The organism is Vibrio coralliilyticus (assembly GCF_024449095.1).
Taxonomy (GTDB): Bacteria; Pseudomonadota; Gammaproteobacteria; order Enterobacterales; family Vibrionaceae; genus Vibrio; species Vibrio coralliilyticus_A.
This window is the reverse complement of sequence record NZ_CP024627.1, coordinates 154,994-176,467: the sequence shown is the minus strand read 5'-3', so window position 1 is coordinate 176,467 and position 21,474 is coordinate 154,994. Positions and strand designations below refer to the sequence as shown.

22 protein-coding genes are annotated in these 21,474 nt (G+C 38.1%); 8 read left to right on the top strand and 14 right to left on the bottom strand.

The window, feature by feature from the left end; translation table 11 throughout:
• Positions 1-6: 6 nt before the first annotated feature.
• From CTT30_RS00815 to rfbB, 8 genes are all read right to left on the bottom strand, one after another.
• Positions 7-1,197 (bottom strand): UDP-N-acetylglucosamine 4,6-dehydratase, encoded by a 1,191-nt coding sequence (locus CTT30_RS00815; RefSeq protein WP_252035760.1) that lies wholly within the window; start codon positions 1,195-1,197, stop codon positions 7-9.
• Positions 1,198-1,242: 45 nt separating this feature from the next.
• Entirely contained in the window at positions 1,243-3,024 is a 1,782-nt protein-coding gene (locus CTT30_RS00810; protein ID WP_252035758.1) for an ABC transporter ATP-binding protein, read from the bottom strand.
• A 133-nt stretch (positions 3,025-3,157) separates the two neighbouring features.
• The gene (locus tag CTT30_RS00805) at positions 3,158-4,126 is read right to left on the bottom strand and encodes a glycosyltransferase (RefSeq protein WP_252035756.1); all 969 of its coding nucleotides are present in this window, start codon (positions 4,124-4,126) and stop codon (positions 3,158-3,160) included.
• Positions 4,113-4,643, bottom strand: coding sequence for a GNAT family N-acetyltransferase (locus tag CTT30_RS00800; RefSeq protein WP_252035754.1), 531 nt, complete (start codon positions 4,641-4,643; stop codon positions 4,113-4,115). The genes CTT30_RS00805 and CTT30_RS00800 overlap by 14 nt, the downstream gene beginning before the upstream one ends.
• Complete coding sequence (locus CTT30_RS00795) at positions 4,634-5,740, bottom strand: DegT/DnrJ/EryC1/StrS family aminotransferase (protein WP_252035753.1); 1,107 nt, start codon at positions 5,738-5,740, stop codon at positions 4,634-4,636. Before CTT30_RS00795 ends, CTT30_RS00800 begins: the two co-directional genes overlap by 10 nt.
• Before the next feature lies 1 nt (position 5,741).
• A complete protein-coding gene (gene rfbC / locus CTT30_RS00790) occupies positions 5,742-6,284 on the bottom strand; it encodes a dTDP-4-dehydrorhamnose 3,5-epimerase (RefSeq protein WP_252035752.1) in 543 nt (180 codons plus the stop codon).
• Entirely contained in the window at positions 6,281-7,168 is an 888-nt protein-coding gene (gene rfbA / locus CTT30_RS00785) for a glucose-1-phosphate thymidylyltransferase RfbA (protein ID WP_252035751.1), read from the bottom strand. Before rfbA ends, rfbC begins: the two co-directional genes overlap by 4 nt.
• On the bottom strand, positions 7,168-8,244 hold the full coding sequence (gene rfbB, locus CTT30_RS00780) for a dTDP-glucose 4,6-dehydratase (RefSeq protein WP_252035750.1): 1,077 nt from the start codon (positions 8,242-8,244) through the stop codon (positions 7,168-7,170). Before rfbB ends, rfbA begins: the two co-directional genes overlap by 1 nt.
• A gap of 270 nt (positions 8,245-8,514) precedes the next feature.
• Between rfbB and rfaD the strand changes: the two genes are divergently transcribed.
• Positions 8,515-9,456 carry an ADP-glyceromanno-heptose 6-epimerase gene (gene rfaD / locus CTT30_RS00775; RefSeq protein WP_252035748.1) on the top strand — a complete coding sequence of 314 codons (942 nt, stop codon included), beginning with the start codon at positions 8,515-8,517 and terminating at the stop codon, positions 9,454-9,456.
• A gap of 139 nt (positions 9,457-9,595) precedes the next feature.
• On the top strand, positions 9,596-10,648 hold the full coding sequence (locus tag CTT30_RS00770; RefSeq protein WP_255906050.1) for a glycosyltransferase family 4 protein: 1,053 nt from the start codon (positions 9,596-9,598) through the stop codon (positions 10,646-10,648).
• 15 nt (positions 10,649-10,663) lie between these two features.
• Here the strand turns inward: CTT30_RS00770 and CTT30_RS00765 are convergent, their stop codons facing one another.
• Together CTT30_RS00765 and CTT30_RS00760 are read right to left on the bottom strand one after the other, a co-directional pair.
• A complete protein-coding gene (locus CTT30_RS00765) occupies positions 10,664-11,833 on the bottom strand; it encodes an O-antigen ligase family protein (protein WP_252035746.1) in 1,170 nt (389 codons plus the stop codon).
• Positions 11,830-12,555, bottom strand: coding sequence for a glycosyltransferase family 25 protein (locus tag CTT30_RS00760; RefSeq protein WP_252035744.1), 726 nt, complete (start codon positions 12,553-12,555; stop codon positions 11,830-11,832). The genes CTT30_RS00765 and CTT30_RS00760 overlap by 4 nt, the downstream gene beginning before the upstream one ends.
• Before the next feature lie 356 nt (positions 12,556-12,911).
• Between CTT30_RS00760 and CTT30_RS00755 the strand changes: the two genes are divergently transcribed.
• Genes CTT30_RS00755 through CTT30_RS00730 form a run of 6 tightly spaced genes read left to right on the top strand, consistent with a single transcriptional unit; the run spans position 12,912 to position 18,295 of the window.
• Positions 12,912-13,466: an acyltransferase gene (locus tag CTT30_RS00755; protein ID WP_252035742.1), complete on the top strand. Its 555-nt coding sequence runs from the start codon at positions 12,912-12,914 to the stop codon at positions 13,464-13,466.
• Positions 13,467-13,485: 19 nt separating this feature from the next.
• Complete coding sequence (gene waaF / locus CTT30_RS00750; RefSeq protein WP_252035741.1) at positions 13,486-14,517, top strand: lipopolysaccharide heptosyltransferase II; 1,032 nt, start codon at positions 13,486-13,488, stop codon at positions 14,515-14,517.
• Positions 14,518-14,520: 3 nt separating this feature from the next.
• On the top strand, positions 14,521-15,540 hold the full coding sequence (locus CTT30_RS00745) for a glycosyltransferase family 9 protein (RefSeq protein WP_252035740.1): 1,020 nt from the start codon (positions 14,521-14,523) through the stop codon (positions 15,538-15,540).
• A 27-nt stretch (positions 15,541-15,567) separates the two neighbouring features.
• Positions 15,568-16,347 carry a glycosyltransferase family 32 protein gene (locus tag CTT30_RS00740; RefSeq protein WP_252035738.1) on the top strand — a complete coding sequence of 260 codons (780 nt, stop codon included), beginning with the start codon at positions 15,568-15,570 and terminating at the stop codon, positions 16,345-16,347.
• Positions 16,344-17,615 (top strand): lipid IV(A) 3-deoxy-D-manno-octulosonic acid transferase, encoded by a 1,272-nt coding sequence (gene waaA / locus CTT30_RS00735; protein WP_252035736.1) that lies wholly within the window; start codon positions 16,344-16,346, stop codon positions 17,613-17,615. Before CTT30_RS00740 ends, waaA begins: the two co-directional genes overlap by 4 nt.
• The gene (locus CTT30_RS00730; protein ID WP_252035735.1) at positions 17,615-18,295 is read left to right on the top strand and encodes an acyltransferase; all 681 of its coding nucleotides are present in this window, start codon (positions 17,615-17,617) and stop codon (positions 18,293-18,295) included. Before waaA ends, CTT30_RS00730 begins: the two co-directional genes overlap by 1 nt.
• A 3-nt stretch (positions 18,296-18,298) precedes the next feature.
• Here the strand turns inward: CTT30_RS00730 and CTT30_RS00725 are convergent, their stop codons facing one another.
• The 4 genes from CTT30_RS00725 to CTT30_RS00710 are packed head-to-tail and all read right to left on the bottom strand — an operon-like array spanning position 18,299 to position 21,468.
• Positions 18,299-19,027 carry a glycosyltransferase family 25 protein gene (locus CTT30_RS00725; RefSeq protein WP_252035734.1) on the bottom strand — a complete coding sequence of 243 codons (729 nt, stop codon included), beginning with the start codon at positions 19,025-19,027 and terminating at the stop codon, positions 18,299-18,301.
• 11 nt (positions 19,028-19,038) lie between these two features.
• On the bottom strand, positions 19,039-20,028 hold the full coding sequence (locus CTT30_RS00720) for a glycosyltransferase family 2 protein (RefSeq protein WP_252035732.1): 990 nt from the start codon (positions 20,026-20,028) through the stop codon (positions 19,039-19,041).
• A 1-nt stretch (position 20,029) separates the two neighbouring features.
• Positions 20,030-20,896, bottom strand: a complete 867-nt coding sequence (locus CTT30_RS00715; RefSeq protein ID WP_252035731.1) for an NAD-dependent epimerase/dehydratase family protein — start codon at positions 20,894-20,896, stop codon at positions 20,030-20,032.
• Positions 20,893-21,468 (bottom strand): dTDP-4-dehydrorhamnose 3,5-epimerase family protein, encoded by a 576-nt coding sequence (locus CTT30_RS00710; RefSeq protein ID WP_252035730.1) that lies wholly within the window; start codon positions 21,466-21,468, stop codon positions 20,893-20,895. The genes CTT30_RS00715 and CTT30_RS00710 overlap by 4 nt, the downstream gene beginning before the upstream one ends.
• Positions 21,469-21,474 lie beyond the last annotated feature (6 nt).

Sequence of the window (21,474 nt, the reverse complement as noted above, 5' to 3'; positions counted from 1 at the left end):
CTCCACTTACATCTTACTATCGAGGTATTTCCCCGTTTCTTTGTGCCCAAAATCAGGGATCATGGTAAAGAACAGTTTCACAATCTGCTCTTTAGTCCAAGCTCGCTCACCTTTCATCTCAGAAATGCTGTTTTCAAACAAGGTGAGAAGTTCTTGCTCATAAAGAGGTTCATTTTTGATGATGCCCAGATTTTCGAATCGCGACATATCTAACTCTTCTTTATCTGTAAAAAACTCTTCAAAGTCTTTTTCACCCGTCGTATCACTTGCAGTAAACAAACATGGCCATTTCCCTTGCTCTGGAAGCGTATGTGCAAGTTGGCGGGCTTCTTCTTCTGTTTCACATAGGTGAGGCTCAAAGCCAAGTTGCTCTAGGTATTTCACCGCAATATCTGCAAACGAAATAAGATGTAGAGCTTCACTCAATTTCGGGAAAAAAATGTCACGATTTTCACCAAAAATACAAGACATTAAACACAGTTCGCCTGACTCTTGAGGAGTAACAAAGTAGCGTTTGATGTCGTTCGGCGCCACGATAGGTTGACGCTTTTGGATACGTTGGTTAAACCCGTGAAGCAAAGAGCCATCCGAGAATGCTACATTTGCAAATCGAGCAGTTGAGATTGCCATTTGTTCGCTTTTACGCATCAGGAACATTTCCATAATACGCTTAGACGCCCCCATCATATTGACTGGGTTTGCAGCTTTATCTGTTGAAACACAGAAATACTTTTTCGCACCAGCATCAATAGACTGTTGGATCGTTTTCTCTGTATTAAAAACATTTACATCGATCATGCGCATCAATGTATAAGGATCTTTTTCACTTCTAACATGCTTAAGCGCAGATAAGTTCAGCACATAATCGAACTGACCGTCGGCTTTAATGAATGCATCGTACTCTAGAGAACCTATGTCCAAAGCAAATGTTTGGAAGTCACCATCTATGTAACCAAACGAACTGCGAATATCTCGAACAAGCTCCACCATGTTGTTTTCACTAATATCAACAACATGTAACTTCTTGGGATTACGTTTGAAGATCTCTTTAGTTACGGCTTGTCCAATTGACCCAGCGCCACCCAACACCAAAAACCGTGATTCACTGACAATATTAGACAATTCGACTTCGTAACAACAAATGTCTTGGGTAAATAAGTCTTTATTACGGCCAATTAAAGACAAAATAGTATTCATTAACTACCTTCCTATGTTATAGAGATATGTTATTTTGGTTTATCTTTATGAGAACTTATCCATTTCTTTAAACTTTTCATTATTCTCTAATAAGTATTCATAACTACCTTCATCGACTACCCTACCTTTATCCATAAAATAAATACGGTCACAACTCTTTATAGTTTTAAGCCGATGAGCAATCATTATAATCGTCTTTTTCCCAGACAAGTTTTTGATGGATTCCATGATTTGACTCTCAGTTATTCCATCTAAAGCGCTAGTAGCTTCATCAAAAATAATAATATCTGACTCGAAGTATAACGCTCGTGCAATACTAATTCTTTGTCTTTGGCCCCCAGAGATTTGAACGCCATTCTCTCCAATTTGGCTATTAACGCCTTCAGGTAATCGTTCTATTAGTTCTGACAAACAAGAAAGTTCAATTGCTTGGTTCAGTTTTTCCCAATCAATATCATTATAACTCACGCCAAAAGCAATATTCTCAGCAATAGAAGCATCCAACAAGGTAACTAACTGCGGTACATAAGAAATATTGCTCGACCATGATGAATTATCGTTAATAGCATTCCCATCAACCTTAAAGTTACCTTCCTGTAAAGGTATCAACCCACAAAGAACGTCAATTAAAGTTGACTTACCAGAACCGGAATGTCCGACTATTCCTATTTTTTCTAGACGCCTAATTTTAAGACTCACAGAGTCTAAAGCTAGCTCCTTGTTATTATTATAGGAAAATGTCCCTTTTTCTATTTCAAGCACATCTTTAAAATGGAATGATTCAGCAGACTTCTTCGGCTCAGTGTCATCTAAACCATGCTTCAAGTCTGAATACAATATATGTAGTACTGATATATTACCCTTTATTGTAGAGAGGTTATGATAAACTTGTTGGAGTGACGGTAATAACTTGAAAGCGGCCAAACCATAAATAGTAAGTAAGGGTAGTACAGAGGAAAAATCATCTCCATTTATCACAAGGTTTAAAACTATTATCATGATCATGCTTATATAGGCTAACCACTCCATCAAGTACTTGGGAGCACCCGAGATCGTCATTGTGCTGGCATGAGACTCGGAATAGTTCAAACTTTCCACTTCGAAAGATTTAATAAAGTAATCTTTTTTACCAAGCAATATTGAAGACTTTATGTTTAAAAATGACTCCTTAACAACTTTGCTTTTATATTTATTAGCTCTCACAAGATTCTTACTATTCCTTATCAGCTTATTCTTGAGAAGTAAGGATATAATAATATAGCTACATATAAAAAAGGTCATTATTATTAATGTCATTTTAACATCATAGTATAAAATAGCGAATCCAATTAAGGTGATGAACACTAGCCTAGATAGTAGATTTACAGCTGGGGTAAGTATTGCTATAGCCAGACGTCCGCTTTCGATGAGTACTCGATTAGAAAGATCGCTAGTATTTTTATTCAAGTAATACAGCCAATCTTGGCTTTGATAATATTTAAATAAACGCAGCGTAATATCATGACCTAAAATAAGTGAAATTCTATTTATTTTTTTAGTCATGATAACAGAGAGTAAAGAACTTACTGTGAGACAAGTAACTATAAGTAGTGATAAATAAAGTAAAATAGATTGAGTAGTCAGCTTTCCAGAAAATAAGATATCAAACAAGTATGAATATTCTTCCAGTTTGCCAGTATCACTAATGATACTCATGAATCCAGCTACCATTCCAATGGTAACAATCTCAAAGACTGAGATCGCAACTACCATTACCTGTAGTAAAACCAATTTTTTTTTCTGCTTCGAAGAGAAAAGGTCCCACAGCCTTTTTATATCTCTGCTCATATTAAAAACTCTAAATACCGAATTAAAACCACAATCATTATTTGTACGAATAAAACCCATAAATCATAGGCTATAAATTCAAATATACAACTTCACTATATGACTCATTAAAAATAACCCGCTTATCGAAGGGTTAACGTTTAAGTCTAACTATTAATTTAAACAAGTAATTGGTTGGAATTAATATCTTTGACAGAATAAAAGTAAAGAAGTCGCCAGTTATAACCTTTAATGCTTCTCTAATAATATACATTCTTCGAGATAAGTTAGAAATTCGAGACGAGTTAATCAATAGGGACAATGCGATTTTATTTCTATACCTAACAACAGGAATATTTTTCTCAATCAAATTTGACTCATAATTTTCGATAAACTTAATAGCTTGCAACTTTTGTTCTAAAACTAGTCTAAATTGATAAAGGTCACTATAATAATCTCTAGAAATTATTCGTTCTTCTCTCTCAGTTACAAATAGAGGAATGGAAGCGATAAAATCATTAAAAAGATGATACTCCAAATGAAAATCATAATCCCAGAACCAATTTTTAGACATTTTCACTTTATATCTAAACTGTTCAGTTCTTATAACCGTTGCCATCTGGGACATTTTGTAATCCCCACCAATTAATAAGCTCTTCAGGTACTTATCAGTACTTATAATTTCAAGTCTATCTTTAGAAACTATTTGGTCCGCATTTATGCTATCCTTACCTACTGTTATTTTCTGTTTTTGCCCCCCGTGTGCTAAAGAAGCTTCAGGATGATCATACAGAGCCTTTACCAAGACTTGTAATGTATTAGGCATCACTCTGTCTCCAACACCGAAAAACATAAAAAACTTAGTCTCGACTACATCATGCCATTTTTTAAATACATGAGGAACACCGATTCTGCTATCATTTCTTATATATTTTATTTTCAATGCTTTATAACTTTGACAAACAGATTTACTAGAGTTAATTAAATCCTCACTCTGATTGTCATCTATAACAATAATATTTATTCCAGAATGTTCATAAGCAAGGAAACTATTTAATGTGTCATTAAGCTTATTTACATCACCATACGCACCAATAACTATCGTAAGTTCATTTAAATTCATTTCTTAAAATACCATAGAGGTAATAATTTATATACTTACCATTTCGATAAATGGCTTCTCTCAAAACACCTTCTTTTTGAAAGTTAAGACCTTCATACAAAGAAATAGCTTTGACATTTTCATCTAATACATAAAGATAAAGGCGATTCAAATTCAAACTGTTAAAACAATACTCCATCATAATATGGTAAGTTCCTTTAGCTATTCCCTTGCGCTGATATGAAGGATGAACGTCAACACCAATACACGCACATCTATTGATCATATCAATATTATTCAGTCTTACAATGCCAACACGCTCACCTGAAGATCTTATTATAAAATACTTATTTTTAGAACTTTGAATAGACTTTATCCATTCAGATTGGCCGTCCATATTTAGTGGTTCAATATTTTCTAAATTTTCCCATATATCTTTACTGTTACGAAGGTGAAACATAAAGTTTGCGTCTTCGCTACAGGCCAAATCAATAGATAGATCTCCTTTAGATAGATATGAACTTTTAATTACAGACATGATTCTGAAAACTCTTTGATAGAATCTACAATATATTTTCTCTCGTTATCCTCTAGCCACCAGCCTACAGGAATTGATACTTGAGTTGCGTTAAATATATCTAAAAAAGGGAGTTCGCTTTTATACTCCGAGAATGCACTATGCTTATCATTTCTTTCGTGAACTCGCGAGACCTGAATCCCCTTATTACTCATCCAGTCCATGAAAAAGTCTCTTTTTTCAATATGTAGAGTATATAGCCAACTAGAGCTTCCTCTTTTTATTTCAGAAGGAATTAATCGAACACCCTTGATATTTTCTAATTGCTTATCATAGTAGTCTTTATTATCAATGTGCTTACTAACTATTTCATCAACATATTTAAGCTGCTCTATACCAATTACAGCACAAACATCGTTCATATGATATTTATATCCATATTCTGGGATGTCATCTTCGCAGCGAAAACCTTTAGCTTTTGTTTCTCGGTCTATACCATACCATCGCAGCAACTTCCCTCTTTGATAGTCACTTTTGGACTTACATAAAAGTAAACCGCCATCGACTGTCGTGATATGCTTGATTGCTTGCAATGAGAACATTACAAAATCAGAATGACATCCTATCTTCTCGCCATTATATTCACTACCAAACGCATGAGCTCCATCTTCTATTACTTTAATACCTCGGGCTTTTGCAATTTTAGAAATTTTAGAAATTTCGCAAGGAATACCGCCAAAATGAACAATAACAATTGCTTTGGTCTTTTGGGTTATTTTTTCCTCTATACTCTCAGGGGATATTAATCCAGTTACAGGATCTACATCAGCCCAAACAATCTTTGCACCAGACGAAATTATAGGCATATTTGTCGCCGTACAAGTCATTGCGGTTGTAATAACTTCATCTCCGGCCCCAACATTCGACAACCTTAAAGCAAGATGTAAACCCGATGTTCCTGAGTTTAAAGTTAGAACATTACTATTACCAAAATAGTCACCAAGTTTTTTTTCAAATTCATTAACTTTTTTTCCTTGACCGATAAAACCTGAATGAATTACTTCCAAAAGTGGCTTATCTACAGAGTCTGGCATAAAAACTTTAAATTGCGGTATCATATCAATATATTTCCTTTAAGTTTGAAAACTTTGGTAGTAACTTGTCTTTTTCCGATATTTCGGGGCACTCATTAGGCCAATTTATATTTAAACAGGGATCATTCCAAATTATCCCACCTTCATCATTAGGATTGTAATAGTCAGTACACTTGTAATTGAAAATAGCCATATCGCTAAGCACATAAAAACCATGAGCAAAACCAGGAGGTACATATAATTGTTTTTTCTTCTCGGAGTCTAGTATTACAGAAAAATATTCTCCAAATGTTTTCGACTTGGGGCGCATGTCAACTGCTACATCAAAAACTTCCCCGTATGCTACTGATACTAACTTTCCTTGAGGATTACTCTTTTGAAAATGTAGGCCTCTTAGAATGCCTTTTTTTGATAGTGATTGGTTATCTTGAACAAAATTAATATTAAGTCCAGCAAGTTCCATATACCTAGTATAGTTATAGGTTTCTAGAAAGTGCCCTCTATTATCATTAAAAATACGAGGTTCAATTAATAAGCATCCTTCAAGGTTTGTTTCTAATACCTTCATTTCTCTTTCTCTTTTTCTTTCTCTTTTAGAAGTTTAACTAGGTATCTACCATAATCATTCTTGTCCATCTTTCGAGCCAAAGTCAGTAGTTGGCTATCATCAATCCAATGATTTCTCCAAGCTATTTCTTCTAAGCAAGCTACTTTCAACCCTTGTACATGTTCAATAGTTTGAACAAAAGAAGATGCCTCATGAAGACTTTCATGAGTTCCTGTATCTAACCAAGCAAAACCACGCCCAAGAAGCTCTACATTGAGAGAGTTGTCATTTAGATACATTTCATTAAGTGTTGTAATCTCTAATTCTCCTCGCGCTGATGGCTTTACTTGTCTTGCCATCTCTACTACGCGGTTGTCATAAAAATAGAGCCCAGTCACGGCATAGTTTGATTTAGGAATGAGAGGCTTTTCTTCTATAGAAACAGCTTTCATTTCTTTATCAAACTCAACGACTCCAAATCGCTCAGGGTCTTTCACTTGATATCCAAACACCGTGGCACCATATTCTCGCTCTGCTGCTCGCTTCAACGTGTTTGAAAAAGATTGTCCATAGAATATGTTGTCACCTAACACCAAACAAACACTTTCTTCACCAATAAATTCTTCGCCGATGATAAAGGCCTGAGCAAGGCCATCTGGACTAGGTTGGATCGCGTATTCTAGATTAATACCAAAATCTGTACCGTCACCCAATAAGCGCTTAAAGCCTGCATTATCCTCTGGCGTTGTGATAATCAAAATATCTTTGATACCTGCTAACATTAGTGTTGATATTGGATAAAATACCATTGGTTTGTCATATATAGGCAAAAGTTGCTTAGATACACCACGAGTCAGTGGATATAAACGAGTACCAGAACCACCAGCAAGAACAATACCCTTCATTATTTTTGCCCCTCTATAGATACACCCAAACGTTCACCCGCATAAGATCCGTCAAGTACACGAGACCACCAAGTTTTATTCTGTAAGTACCATTCTACTGTTTTACGGATACCTGACTCGAATGTTTCTTCTGGCTTCCACCCTAGTTCACGTTCAATTTTACTCGCATCAATTGCATATCGAACATCATGGCCAGGGCGGTCCGTTACATATGTAATGAGGTCATGGTATCGAGCTACACCTGACGGTTTATTCGGAACCAACTCTTCAAGGAGGCTACAGATCGCTTTCACAACTTCTATATTGGCCTTCTCATTATGCCCACCAATGTTGTATGTTTCACCAACAACTCCGTCAGTAACAACTTTGTATAAAGCTCTTGCATGGTCTTCAACAAATAGCCAATCGCGAATTTGCATGCCATCACCATACACTGGCAATGCTTTACCGTCCAAAGCATTTAAGATCATTAGAGGGATTAACTTTTCAGGGAAGTGATAAGGGCCGTAGTTGTTCGAGCAGTTAGTCACAATAGTGGGTAAGCCATATGTGCGTAACCAAGCTCTAACTAAGTGATCACTCGATGCTTTTGATGCCGAATAGGGACTGGATGGCTCGTATGAAGTCATCTCAGTAAATAGGTCATTTGTACCTTCAAGATCACCATACACTTCATCTGTTGAGATATGATGAAATCGGAATGCACGTTTAGACTCTAGATGAAGTTCATTCCAATATGAACGAGTCGCTTCTAGTAAAGTGTAAGTGCCAACAATATTCGTTCTGATAAATGCCGCTGGGCCATCGATTGAGCGGTCAACATGAGATTCAGCGGCTAAGTGCATTACTACATCAGGTTTGTACTCATTAAAAATTCGGTCTAGCTCATTACGGTCACAGATATCAACTTCTTCAAATACATATCTAGAGTTTAAAGCTATGTCCCGAAGCGACTCTAAATTGCCCGCGTAAGTTAATTTATCTACGTTTATAACGCTGTCAGAGGTGTCATTAATAATGTGACGAATGACTGCTGAGCCAATAAACCCTGCTCCACCTGTAACTAATATTTTCATTTAGCTGTTCCCTAACTGCATCAACTTTCACTCACACCTAAATCAAAACACTTGTCAATAGTGAGTAGTTAAACCCAGTAATATTTATTCTTAATCAATGTAAAATATGACAAATTATACCGTAACATCCTTACTGGATCGACCTTAAGGTTAGTCCGCTTTAAACTAATTGATACATAGATATAGCTCCCCCCAAACTTAACAGACAGTTGGACATTGCAAGAAGCATGTTATACTACGATTGAAAATCAATTTGCGTAGGCGTATTACATGATAATCGTAACAGGCGGTGCTGGCATGATTGGCAGCAACATCGTTAAAGCACTTAATGAAAAAGGCATTAACGATATTTTGGTAGTCGACAACCTTAAGAATGGTAAAAAGTTCCAGAATTTGGTTGATTTAGATATCACAGACTACATGGACCGTGACGATTTTCTAACTCAAGTCATGGCGGGTGATGACTTTGGCCCTATCGAGGCTATTTTCCATGAAGGTGCTTGTTCTGCAACGACAGAGTGGGATGGCAAATACATGATGCTCAACAATTATGAGTATTCAAAAGAACTACTACACTTCTGTCTAGATCGTGAGATACCATTTCTTTATGCCTCTTCAGCTGCAACTTACGGTGAAACAGATACTTTCATTGAAGAGAAAAAGTACGAAGGAGCATTAAACGTATACGGCTACTCAAAGCAGCAATTTGACAATTACGTACGCCGTATTTGGCAAGACGCAGAAGAGCATGGTGAGCAATTGTCTCAAATCACTGGCTTCCGTTACTTCAACGTTTATGGTCCACGTGAGCAACACAAAGGTTCAATGGCATCTGTTGCCTTTCATCTAAACAACCAGATGAACGCAGGTGAAAATCCTAAACTATTTGCTGGCAGTGAAACATTCAAGCGTGACTTCGTTTATGTCGGTGATGTTGCAGCAGTAAACTTATCATTTTTAGAAAGTGGCCAGTCAGGTATCTTTAACTTAGGTACAGGGAATGCTGAATCTTTCGAAGAAGTCGCTAAAGCCGTGATTAAGTTCCATGGTAAAGGTGAAATAGAAACTATTCCATTCCCTGAGCACCTTAAAGGCGCATACCAAGAGTTTACTCAAGCAGACCTAACAAAACTACGTGCAGCAGGCTGTGATCACCAGTTTAAAACAGTATCCGAAGGTGTTGCTGAATATATGCAGAAGATAAACAAGTAGCCTCTGATATTTTAAAAGCTTACTATAGAAAGGTGGTTTCAATGCCACCTTTTTATTGCCTCTTCACTAGATAAAGGTAAGTTGTGACAAAACCAGCAATTCTTCATATTTGTCTTTCCCAAGGCTGGGGGGATTAGAGATGTATCCGATTAGAACTGGCAAAGAGTTTCTTCAGCGTGGCTATAAAGTTTATGGCCTATGTACTAGGGGGACACAAGTTGCCTCAGGAATGCGAGAGTCTGGTATTGAAGTCTTTGAGGTATCAAGCAAAGGGCAAATAGCATCTCAACTTTTACGACTGAACCACTGGTTAGAGCAAAGAAACATCGAAATTATTCATTGTCATAAATCTGGTGATATTCTTGTTTCTGCACTACTGAGTTTATTAACTAGACGGAAAACTTTTTTCACAGAACACATGGGGGTTACTCGCCCTAAAAAAGACCTTTACCATAAGTGGGCATATTCACATGTTGACCAGATTTTTTCGATCAGTGATGAAACCTATAGACGTAACCTAAAAGCACTCCCTATACCTGAAAATAGAATTACCCGACTCTGGCTAGGCACTGACATCCCAGAGCAGCCAATTGATAACCCAAATCAAATTGCCACTATAAAGGTTGAATTGGGATTACCTACAGATAGTGTAATTGTTGGTAATCTTGGTAGGGTCTGCTCTGGTAAGGGTCAAATGGAACTTTTAGAGGCCTTCAATTTACTGAAAGACACATACCCCAAGCTTCATCTATTACTAGTCGGAGGGTTAGATGTTTCAGAAGGTTCGGACAACACTTTCGTTCACAAGCTAAAAGATAAAATTAAACACCTAAATTTAACCCAGCGCGTTCATCTAGTTGGATTTAGGACAGATACTAATCGTATGCTAGCAGCAATGGATATTGTATGCCTACCAAATCACAATGAAGCTTTTGGTTTAACTGCAATAGAAGCCATGGCAGCCAAGAAACCCATAGTAGCTGCCAATACTGGAGCGCTGCCAGAAATACTAGTATCAACAGCTATACTAACAAGCCCATTAGAGCCTCAGAAAATAGCAGCTAGCCTAGAGTCCTATCTTCTTGACAATGAGTTGATGAAGAAAAATTCAGCTCTAGCTTATCAACGAGCACAGTCAGAATTTTCGATGAGTGCACATATTGAGAAGCTAGCAAAGTACTATCATGAGTAACCTCCATCAACCAGATTAACTTGACCTTGAGTCCATCTGATTCATAGAGAATAAACCAACCACCAAGGTGAACAAATAAACTACATGCGTATGGTGAAAAGGTACATCGGATAGGCCTGCAATGAAGAGAAGCATAATCAACACTTGGGTAATTACATTCTCTTCTTCTTTGGCCTTATTCAGCTTTATTGGGTAAAAAAGCCAAATCATCATAATTAACAGGCCAACAAAACCGTATCTAGCAAAAGTGTCTATATATTGATTATGGAGATGAGGTTGTCGATAGGCAACTCTATTAGGAACTTCACTAATTTTTTTCTCTAACACAACATCGCCAGCCCCAGCAATAGGCACTTCAATCCAAATGTCAGCCCCCAATTCCCATAGTGCTAATCGCGCTCCAATAGATGTTTCATAGTTTCCTTTGCTTATAGAATTAAACTCAGCCACTGTTCGGTCAATACGCTCATTTATCATCGGTTTAAATGAAAAATAAACAACGTTCAAACCAATCAATGTTAAAGCCCCTATTTTCACAAATGACAAAGTATTAAAGCTTCTGTACATTACAAACATCATCACTATTGGGTATGCTACCCAGACCCCACGAGTGTCAGTCAAGACTAGTGCCCATAGAGACAGTACAAAACCAATAATACATAAACTTTGAATAATTCTAGATGTATAGCGCTTAGCCAAAACCAAAGATGATAAAGATAAAAATGAACAGTACAGCGCATAAGGTATTGGATTAGTTGCCATGCCGACCCTAGCCACATTTAAATAGTAGTGTTCGAATATAGCATTAAGCCCACATACATATGCGGAAAATATAATTGTATTATATACCCAAGCTCTAGAAAACTTACTCCAAGGAATAACTGACAAATAGATTAAACAAGTAATTAAAGTTCGAGGCAACCCAAAATTATCTCCCCTCAAAACATACATAAAAGAGCAGTATGTAAAGGTCAAAATGCTAGCTAAAAAAAACTTTTTATAATTATTCTGTTCAAAATTAACCTTAATATGTTGCCTATATCTTACAACACTATAAATAATAACAATAACTGTGGCTCTTGAAACTAAATATTTAGTATCAATAAAGTTAAATATTGAGATTAAAACTAAAAAAGTTGGAGAGAAAAGAAACACCTTCTCCAATTGCTGAACTGCATTCTTCATTGATACTTTCTATTGTAAATACGTAAGACAATCTTTCTATATAGAGAGTACAGCTCTCGAGTAGGTTTTCGATACCAACTAGCTTTACTTTCTTCACCTAATTGAATTGTTGTTTCGAATTCTTGGGGGTTTTCAACAACAGCAGGGGAAAGTATATAAGACGGCATGTCATGCAGATACAAAGAGCCAACATAGTTATCTACTGGCATGCACCATCGTTTAGAGTGGCGAACAAGTTTTTTGGCAGCACTCGGTGAAATCGCATAGCACCTGAGTCCGCCATAGTTATTTGTCATAAAAGAGATACTAAAATTATCACTTTCTTCTTTGAGGTACAAAACCCCTTTGTCAGTTTTAGGCTCTAAACGCAAAAATCCATAACTATCGATTTTTTCTTGAACCACTTTTAAACTACTCGGAAATGAAGGCAAGATTGCTGCGTCATCCTCAAAAACTATAATAGGCTCATCAAGCTCAATCGACTTTTTCCACAAAAGGTAATGACTTCCGTATACACCTAGCTCTCCTTTCGAGGGCATTCTGCCGCTGGTAAGCCATAATCGTTTAGCATAGTTGTAATTTTCGAACAACTTGTGAGGAGGCTCAGCCCTGCCATCAACTGCATCAAAAAACTCAAAATCAATATTAAGTTGGTCTAGCTGCTTCTTGATGTACTCTCTACGCTCAGGGCTACGTTTTAAACTAATAACAAAAACTTTCACTAAACACTACCAAACCAAGAGAAATGGACGCCATTAGACCATATATGACAATTAAATTGAACCGAATTTCACCAACACTCACACAAACCTAACGTCACATATACATCCCACGACCTTCTTAATAGTTGATGTTTACCCGACGAATCAAGAACACGAAAGCAACTGGTTTCACCCAAAGACTTGTCCAAGTGTTTAGCACAACTCAATCATAACTACGTTCAATAGCCATAAACCCAACTATATTAACTGTGTTTTCAACACAGTAATAGACAACGTCATTTCATGGTCATTGCTTTATATTTTAGTTAATGAGCTATACCATATAAAAATGATATGGATAGATATAGGTGAATACAATGTTCAGTTTTACTAACAGACTAAGAAACAAAATAAAAATATCGGGTCGACATCAATTCGCAATAGATCCATCTTCAAAAATACGACAATGTAAGATTGTTATTAAAGGAGATAACAACAGCCTAAAAATAGGAAAAAATGCAAACTTGCGTCGTTGCAACATTGAAATAGATGGTAATAATTGTCATTTAATAATTGATGACAACACAATCATAGGCCATGACTGCTACCTATCCGCCAGAGAAAATGGAATTAAGCTCAGAATAGGTGAAGGAAGCATGCTATCCCGAAACGTAAAAATCATGACCAGTGATGGTCATAATATTACTAAAGATGGAAAACGCATCAACAGTGCTCAAAGTATCGACATTGGCTCTAAGGTTTGGCTAACCGATAATGTAACCGTTTTAAAAGGAGTGACTATCGGTGAAGGATCGATCATTGGCATTAATTCTACTTTGACTAAGTCAGTCCCATCGGGCGTCATTGCGGTTGGTAACCCTGCCAAAGTCGTACAGAATGAAGTATCATGGCAGCATGAACTGACTTATTAGATGAACCCTAGCTTCCTAAATGAAAATTCTCATTATCGGTCCCTCTTGGGTTGGCGACATGGTTATGTCGCAAAGCTTGTATACGACACTCAAAGCCAAACATCCAGACTGTGAGCTGGATGTCCTTGCTCCTGCTTGGTGTAAGCCCATACTAGAGCGTATGCCTGAAGTACATCAAGCCATAGAGATGCCGATTGGTCATGGTGACTTCAACCTGTTTGGTCGAAGAGCTATTGGGTATGAACTACGTAAAAATAATTATAGTCATGCATACATCTTACCTAATTCAGCAAAATCAGCTCTAATTCCATGCTTTGCTCGAATACCGAAACGAACAGGTTGGAAAGGAGAGTTCAGATACGGTCTGCTGACAGATCTTCGTCCTGATAAGCGTGTATTTCAATATATGGTTGAAAGGTACGTCGCTCTGGCTTCAACTTCTAAAAAGATGTTGGAAGAGGTTAAGTTAGCCAATTGTCCAAAGCCAAGCCTAACAGTCGACATTACTTCACAACTCGCGGCTCGTCAGAAATTAGGTCTAGAGAAGCAACTTCCAGTCGTAGGCCTATGTCCTGGGGCAGAGTTTGGCCCAGCAAAGCGCTGGCCAGAAAAGCACTACTCAGCTCTTACCAAATATCTTATAGATAAAGGCCAGCAAGTTTGGTTGTTTGGCTCAGAAAAAGACAAAGCTGTCACCGAACAAATCAAATCAGCTCTTACACCAGAACAACAACAATACTGTTTTAATTTAGCAGGGAAAACGTCCCTTATCGAGGCGGTGGATTTGTTGGCAGCCTGTCATACCGTTGTATCAAACGATTCAGGCTTAATGCATGTTTCTGCGGCGGTCGGGTGTAATATAGTCGCTATTTACGGCTCTAGTTCACCAAAATATACGCCACCTCTGACTGACACGTTAGAAATGGTGCATACTGACGTTGAGTGTCGGCCGTGCTTCAAACGAGAATGCCCACTTGGTCACCAAGACTGTCTCAATAAACTAATGCCTTCTCAAGTCATCAATGCTGTTGATAAATTTCTAGAGCAATAATTCATGAAACACCTATGGTTTGAGCGTGGTGCTTACGCTTCTAAAAAAGCACGCAAGTATATTCAAGATGATTTTCAGCCTCAAAAAATCAAGAAAATAGCAGTAATTAGACACGCAGCACTTGGGGATCAGGTTGTTGTTCGCCCATTTTTGGTTGAAGCACGGAAGTTTTTTCCTAACGCAGAGATAACCTTAGTGCCAGTCTCTAACTATATGTATGGTATACCGAGTGACTTAGTTGATCATGTTCATGTGATGCCAGGAAAAGAGCCAGGGAAAACAACATCTGTCAAAGAAAAAATTCAAAACATCAAACAACTAGGCGAACAAGACATAATTTTCGATTTGGCGAGCACTAACCGTTCTCATTGGATGACAGCATTAAGTAAAGCCAAGCTAAAAATAGGCTTTCCATACAAATGGTACTTCTGCGGTACTTTATTTAATGTTGCCGTTCATCGCTCTGATTTTCAGCCAGAAGTGGAATGCATGTTAGATATGCTCAAGCTACTAGGCCACAACCCCTCTCACCCACTAGACTTTGCCTATCCAGATCATCGCGAACTGGTAGACACTGAAGTTCCCTATGTGCTCTATTTTAACGGCGCCTCGCAGCTGCGAAAAATATTATCCAAAGAACAAATGTTTGCGGTATTAGAGAAGGCAGTCCAAGAGAACCCAAATCATACTCACGTGTATCTGGAAGGCAAAAATGACTTTGAGAAAGGGGATTTTTGTCAAAGCCTTTTAAAATATCCTAACTTTAAAATTCAGCCGTGTTTGCCACTTGACGAACTCGTAGACTTAACGGCGAAAGCAACGTTAATGGTCGCTCCTGATACTGGCGTCCGGAACATTGCAATATCAACCCATACACCAACTGTAGGCATTTTCTATGCGACAGTACCGTTTAGATATACGCCTTTGTATGAGCACCATGATATCGTGATGAATGCTAATGGCTCAATACCGACCACGGTACAAATCACAGATGCAATTTCCCGTGCCCTATCGAGCCAATAACTTCATTTCGGAATTTTATAAGCAGCAATGAAAAATCTATCAATTTTAGTTTCCAATCGACTCATTAGGCTCATCGGCAACATTTTTAAAATGTTGTCATACCCTTTTCATGCTTTGTTTCCAAATAAACGCTTTACGATTCCATCTTTGTCTAAGCCGAAAGTGTTTTCTAGTGAGCAAACCAAGATTCCCAAGATAATATGGCAAACCAACTTCTCTGCACGAAGTACTTTACCTGTTTATCTTAACTACCTGTTCAATCGCCTGATGTCATTAGATTATGAGTATCGCTATGTTAGTACAGAAGAACGTGCCGAGTTCATCAAAGCAAATGCTTCTGAGCGAGTATATAACGCTTACATGCAATTAAATGATGGTGCTGCACAAGCTGATTTATGGCGACTCATTACTATCTATACCCATGGTGGTATTTACATGGATATAGACGCAACACTCGTATGGCCGCTCAAGCATATCCTGCCTCAAGATGATAACGCGATGTATGTGAAGCTTGAAAAGAATCAACACTTTACAAACTTCTTTCTCGCATCAGAACCCAAAAACCCAGATTATGAATTAGCCATCAACAAGATTGTCGAGAACATTGAAAGTCGAAATATTGCGCAAGGCGTCTATTTTTTAACGGGCCCGATGGTGATCACTGAGGTTCTAGAAAATAAACAGGTTGCTTACAAAGAAAGAAAGTACGTTTGTATACAAGGCACATTTACGAATGAGCACTTTCAATACCTAGATAAACCTCGTAGTAAATGGACACATAAAAAACCGGAAGATCTCCTCAAGTGATACGAGCTCTATATACACTTTTACTAGCCATTGCTCTTCCTTTCCTTTTACCAAGCTTATATAAACATAAGCTTGGTAAACCTTCCGTGGGCTCTCGCTGGAAAGAACATTTCGGTTTCACACCTAGCCTGAAAAACCCTGAGAAAAAGCCTGTCATATGGATTCACGCTGTTTCAGTGGGAGAAGTTATTGCTGTATCACCGTTGATTAAGAAGATACATCAAGCCCAGCCAAATGCTAAAATCCTTGTCACTACTACAACTCCAACAGGTGCTAAGCAGGCAGAAAATTTAAAGAAATATGCCGAACATAGATATATGCCTCTGGATTTTACTTGGGCAGTCAAAACCTTTTTAAAAACAGTCAGGCCAAAACAGTTAATCATTATCGAAACTGAACTATGGCCCAATACATTGATAGCGGTATCTAAACAGAATATTCCTATCACTATCGCAAACGCACGTTTATCCGATAAATCGTTTCGAGGCTATACAAAAATCAAGCCTTTGTTTGATAGCTTTTCTCCTGCTTTAAGCCAAGTCATCTGTCAGCACAAAGATGATGCTAAAAGGTTTGAGAAACTGGGAATACCACAAAGTAAAGTCTATGTCTCAGGCTCCATAAAGTTCGATATCTCTATTTCAGCTAAGCAATTAGAAACGGCAAACCGACTCAGGTCTGAGTTAGGCTACTCTCGCCCGATTTGGATTGCTGCCAGCACCCATGAAGGTGAAGATGAAAAAATACTCGCTGCCCACTCACAAGTTGTTGAGCATGTACCAAATGCCCTACTCATACTGGTTCCTAGACACCCCGAACGATTTAATGATGTCATGGTACAATGCAGTGAACACTTCACAACTGTACGTCGGACAACCAAAGTAGCAGTTACAGAAAATACAAAAGTGTATTTAGGTGACACTATGGGTGAAATGTTGACACTTATTGGCGCGAGTGACGTCTGCTTTATGGGGGGGAGCTTGGTTGGAAGTAAAGTGGGAGGGCATAACCTATTAGAGCCGGCCGCACTCTCAAAACCAACCCTGACTGGACCGAGTTATTTTAATTTTGCCGACATCACACAACAGTTATTGACTGCAAATAGTTGTCAAATTATCAATTCAGAGTCTGATCTAGCAGACAAAATCATTTTGCTTCTTCAGTCTCCAGCGCTCAGGGGTGAACAAGGCCAAGCAGCCTTAGATGTAGTGGAGCGGAACCGAGGCGCACTCGAAAAAACAGTCCAATACATATTTGGAGAAAAGTGATGAGTTTGAAGAAGTTGTCCAAGTTATACCACTATGTGAGATGCGTACCCAAAACACTCTTTTTTAATTTTTATTACCTTCCATTGAGCCAAGCGATAAAATTGCCAATTCTGGTTAATCATCGCACCAAGTTTGTGTCTTTAGGCGGTAAAGTATCTATTCCTGAGTCTGCCAAGCTAGGGAAAATCAAACTAGGGTTTGGCCGTGTACAAATTGCAGACAACAAGTACTCTCGCTTTATATGGAACGTAGATCAAAACGGGCACATTAAGTTAGGCCATCACATTAAGATAGGTACAGGTTCCAAACTTCACATCACTGGAACATTAACCATTGGTTCGGGAAGCAACTTTACAGGCGAAGCGACTATTGTTTGTCATCGAGAAATATCTTTCGGTCACAACTGTTTAGTCTCTTGGCAGACTCTATTTATGGATTCAGATCTACACAAAATTACCGATTCAGAAAACCAACAAACTAATCCAGATCAACCAATAACCATTGAAGATAAAGTATGGGTTGGCGCTAGGTCTACGATTCTTAAAGGGGCTCACATAGCAACCAATTCCGTTATCGCAAGTACTTCTACTGTGTCTCGTCAGTTTGACGGCAATACCGTTATCGGTGGAAACCCAGCACATGCCATTGCAGACTTTACAGGGAAAACGTTCCACCTATAACACTTAGAGCCTGCTATTTTTCATATTCCATAAAGACAGTCGTATAAAAACGTAAAAACGATAAATTTCACGAGTCACTTTAAAATAAATAGGCGTTTTGAGTTTCGCTCCGCTATTTTGAATCGTGGTTCCCATGTCTGCAGGATCTAACACTAAATAAGGAATAATACCGGTACACTTTAAACCTGTGCGGTATGACTCACCGATATGGTTATCCACTGCGCATAACCAGCGCTTACTCTTATCAAGAAGCTTCTTTGCGCCGCTAGGAGAAATACTGTATCCACGTGTTCCCCCACGGTTATCGTGCCAAAATACACTGTGAGAACCATTAATTTCTTCTAATAGAGTCGCTTTGCCATTTTGCGGCTCAACTCGAATATATTCATAACCTCTATTATGCATTTGCCCTAAAGTGTTTAAAGACGACTTCATAAAGTGAGTAGGCAAACAATCGTCTTCAATAATCAAAATCGGCTCATTGAGTTCTATGCATTTTTGCCATAGACGATAATGACTGGCATAACAACCACGCTCACCTGGAGTTAATGGTCTGCTACGAAATATTCTCCGATGTTGATCATCCGGTAAATTGATCAAGTCTTCAGGTAGGCCTTTTCGTCCATCGACAGCATTGAAGAACTCAAATTTGATGTCTTGAGCTTCTAGCGTATTCTGGATTCTCTCTTGTCGCTCAGTAGACTCTATCAACGATATTACAAAAACTTTCATAGAGAACACCTTTATAAAAACAACTTTGTTACGTCTTTAAGCACAGACCAGAAAAATCGAATACGGAAAATACGCATGATCTTCAAATCACGATCTGTAATATTCATATGTTCTTTAATGACATTGAAATCAAGATTAGGGTTAACCCGAGATAAACGTTCAAAATACCTCATAGATAGCACTCTGCATGTTAAAGTCGTTAGAGGTGTCTGCTTATAAAAACGTGTTCTCATATCAAAATCATTACAAACAAACCTTTCTAATACCTCTTTCTTCATGCTTTCATTCTCAGCCCATCGATAATAAGAAAGATTCGCTTTAACTCTAATCGAATTATAACTATTGATATAGCGACATAAGAAGTCATAATCTGCTGTAGGGTATAAATCCGGGTTAAAGCCTCCAATATCCAAGCACACCTGTTTATCCATAAGTATGCCCAACGAGCCTGGGTTAATATTTCCCCAAAAGCAATCCTTTAATTTAAGTTCTTTTTCTTTTATTTTCTTATCACCATTATATGGATGAATATCACTTTGGTTGGTAAAGCTCTGGTTATCTACTTTAACAAAACTATATTTTCTGTATTTTGAAACAATATCTAACCAGTCTTTATCGAGTAAATCATCATCATTAAGTATTGTAATTCTACTTGCGTCGGCAAGTTCAATACATCGATTCCAATTCCCAAACATACCGATATTTTCATCATTAATATAATAACGAATATTACTGTCTATACCTTTTAAACTCTCTATTATTTGCTTAGAGAATTCTCGACTATCGTCATTATCAACAATCACTATTTCAAACTTGATATGTCCCGATTGCTGAGCAGCAGACTTTACGGCTTCCAGTAGAAGTTTTGGCCTTCTATAAGTAGGAATTGTGATTGAGACTTCGACCGCCTCTTCTTGCTCTATTACATTACTCCACAATAATTGAGACTTTACTGCTGTATATTTATTAAAGTGATTGGTAGTCGATGTTAAATCAAACATTTTATTTTGGCCCTAAAAGATCTTTAATACCTTCTTGCAGTGAAATTTTTTTCTTCCACCCGGGAAGTGGGGTATAAGCATGATGAGGAGGAGCCATAACTTCTCTGTCACGATAAGGGCGCATCCCCCAATTGATTCTGAGTGGTAGCTGGGTAACACTTTCAACAAGGCTAACTAGCTCTCTTAGCGACGTGTCATCCCCAGTTAAAATGGAAAATTCCTCACATCTAGGAGTATCTGATAAGGCGACTCGCTTTAATGCTACGTTCAACGCGTTAATAGCATCACTAATGTGGCAAGCTTCAAACCTTTGCTCCCCGAGGCTCATATCTAAATCATTGCCTTTCTCAGCGGTTTCAATCAGTAATTGAATAATTTTTTTTCGATGATCTTCTTTGCCGTAGGTATCGTTGAAATGTAAATGTAGGCTATGCCATTTATACGCATCAGAGTAGAAATTCAATAACTCCTGAAAAGCCTGCTTGGTCGCAGCATATAGATTGGCGTAACGATAATGCTCTCCCTCAAACTTTTGCCATGTTGTACCTACATTGACGATTCGGCATGTGCCCGTTTGATTCATCGCTTCGAGTAGTTGAGTGCCAAATACAATATTAGCCTCTAGCATCGGGGTGATATCGCTTTCCTGATGGGCAGCCCGATAACAGGTAGCAAGATGCAAGACGACATCAATGTCCGTTAACGCAGCCTTAATTGAACTGATTGTTCCATCGTATTCATGAATATGAGCACCTGTAATAGAGCCATTGTTCGCCCTTACCAATGCATGAATGTCATACTCATTTCTCCAGGTGGCAATAAATTGCTGACCAATAAAGCCTGTCGCACCTGTCACTAATACTTTCATAAGAATGGGCTCTCATAGTTTTCTAAACTGGGAAATGATTGATCTCTCTCAGAAATAATCAATTCTCCTAGTGATGCACCCTCAGTGTCTAGGCCCACACTTGACCATAAAATACCCTTATCTAGCTCTGGTGCATAAACATTATCAGTTTTGTAAAGCAACGTCGCATGCTCTGATCGCGTAAGAAAGCCATGGGCGATACCTTTAGGGAGATAGACAAGTTGCGGTTTATTTGCATTCAATTCCACCGTAACAAGCTTGCCATAAGTCTGGGATGATTTCCGGATATCAACGAAGAAGTCGAGTACTTCCCCCTCTAGGCAAGTCACGATTTTATTATGTGCAGCAGGTGGCTCTTGAAAGTGAAGCCCCCGCAGAACATTCTTTTTCGATACAGAATAAAACTCTTCTTGAAGGTCAAACTCAGAAATTGGCGTACCTTCAAAGAAGCTTGGATGGAAGGTTTTAATAAAGGCGCCGCGATGATCTTCAAACTTTGGAAGATCAATTAAGTAGCAGCCTGAAACATCGAGGTGCGTTATATTCATAAAATAAAGCCAATGATTTCTCATTGGCTT

Excerpts from the sequence above, each read along its gene's own strand:
- CTT30_RS00815 (WP_252035760.1), bottom strand. The coding sequence starts at position 1,197 with ATGAATACTATTTTGTCTTTAATTGGCCGTAATAAAGACTTATTTACC.
- CTT30_RS00810 (WP_252035758.1), bottom strand. The coding sequence starts at position 3,024 with ATGAGCAGAGATATAAAAAGGCTGTGGGACCTTTTCTCTTCGAAGCAG.
- CTT30_RS00805 (WP_252035756.1), bottom strand. The coding sequence starts at position 4,126 with ATGAATTTAAATGAACTTACGATAGTTATTGGTGCGTATGGTGATGTA.
- CTT30_RS00800 (WP_252035754.1), bottom strand. The coding sequence starts at position 4,643 with ATGTCTGTAATTAAAAGTTCATATCTATCTAAAGGAGATCTATCTATT.
- CTT30_RS00795 (WP_252035753.1), bottom strand. The coding sequence starts at position 5,740 with ATGATACCGCAATTTAAAGTTTTTATGCCAGACTCTGTAGATAAGCCA.
- rfbC (WP_252035752.1), bottom strand. The coding sequence starts at position 6,284 with ATGAAGGTATTAGAAACAAACCTTGAAGGATGCTTATTAATTGAACCT.
- rfbA (WP_252035751.1), bottom strand. The coding sequence starts at position 7,168 with ATGAAGGGTATTGTTCTTGCTGGTGGTTCTGGTACTCGTTTATATCCA.
- rfbB (WP_252035750.1), bottom strand. The coding sequence starts at position 8,244 with ATGAAAATATTAGTTACAGGTGGAGCAGGGTTTATTGGCTCAGCAGTC.
- rfaD (WP_252035748.1), top strand. The coding sequence starts at position 8,515 with ATGATAATCGTAACAGGCGGTGCTGGCATGATTGGCAGCAACATCGTT.
- CTT30_RS00770 (WP_255906050.1), top strand. The coding sequence starts at position 9,596 with ATGTATCCGATTAGAACTGGCAAAGAGTTTCTTCAGCGTGGCTATAAA.
- CTT30_RS00765 (WP_252035746.1), bottom strand. The coding sequence starts at position 11,833 with ATGAAGAATGCAGTTCAGCAATTGGAGAAGGTGTTTCTTTTCTCTCCA.
- CTT30_RS00755 (WP_252035742.1), top strand. The coding sequence starts at position 12,912 with ATGTTCAGTTTTACTAACAGACTAAGAAACAAAATAAAAATATCGGGT.
- waaF (WP_252035741.1), top strand. The coding sequence starts at position 13,486 with ATGAAAATTCTCATTATCGGTCCCTCTTGGGTTGGCGACATGGTTATG.
- CTT30_RS00745 (WP_252035740.1), top strand. The coding sequence starts at position 14,521 with ATGAAACACCTATGGTTTGAGCGTGGTGCTTACGCTTCTAAAAAAGCA.
- CTT30_RS00740 (WP_252035738.1), top strand. The coding sequence starts at position 15,568 with ATGAAAAATCTATCAATTTTAGTTTCCAATCGACTCATTAGGCTCATC.
- CTT30_RS00730 (WP_252035735.1), top strand. The coding sequence starts at position 17,615 with ATGAGTTTGAAGAAGTTGTCCAAGTTATACCACTATGTGAGATGCGTA.
- CTT30_RS00725 (WP_252035734.1), bottom strand. The coding sequence starts at position 19,027 with ATGAAAGTTTTTGTAATATCGTTGATAGAGTCTACTGAGCGACAAGAG.
- CTT30_RS00720 (WP_252035732.1), bottom strand. The coding sequence starts at position 20,028 with ATGTTTGATTTAACATCGACTACCAATCACTTTAATAAATATACAGCA.
- CTT30_RS00715 (WP_252035731.1), bottom strand. The coding sequence starts at position 20,896 with ATGAAAGTATTAGTGACAGGTGCGACAGGCTTTATTGGTCAGCAATTT.
- CTT30_RS00710 (WP_252035730.1), bottom strand. The coding sequence starts at position 21,468 with ATGAGAAATCATTGGCTTTATTTTATGAATATAACGCACCTCGATGTT.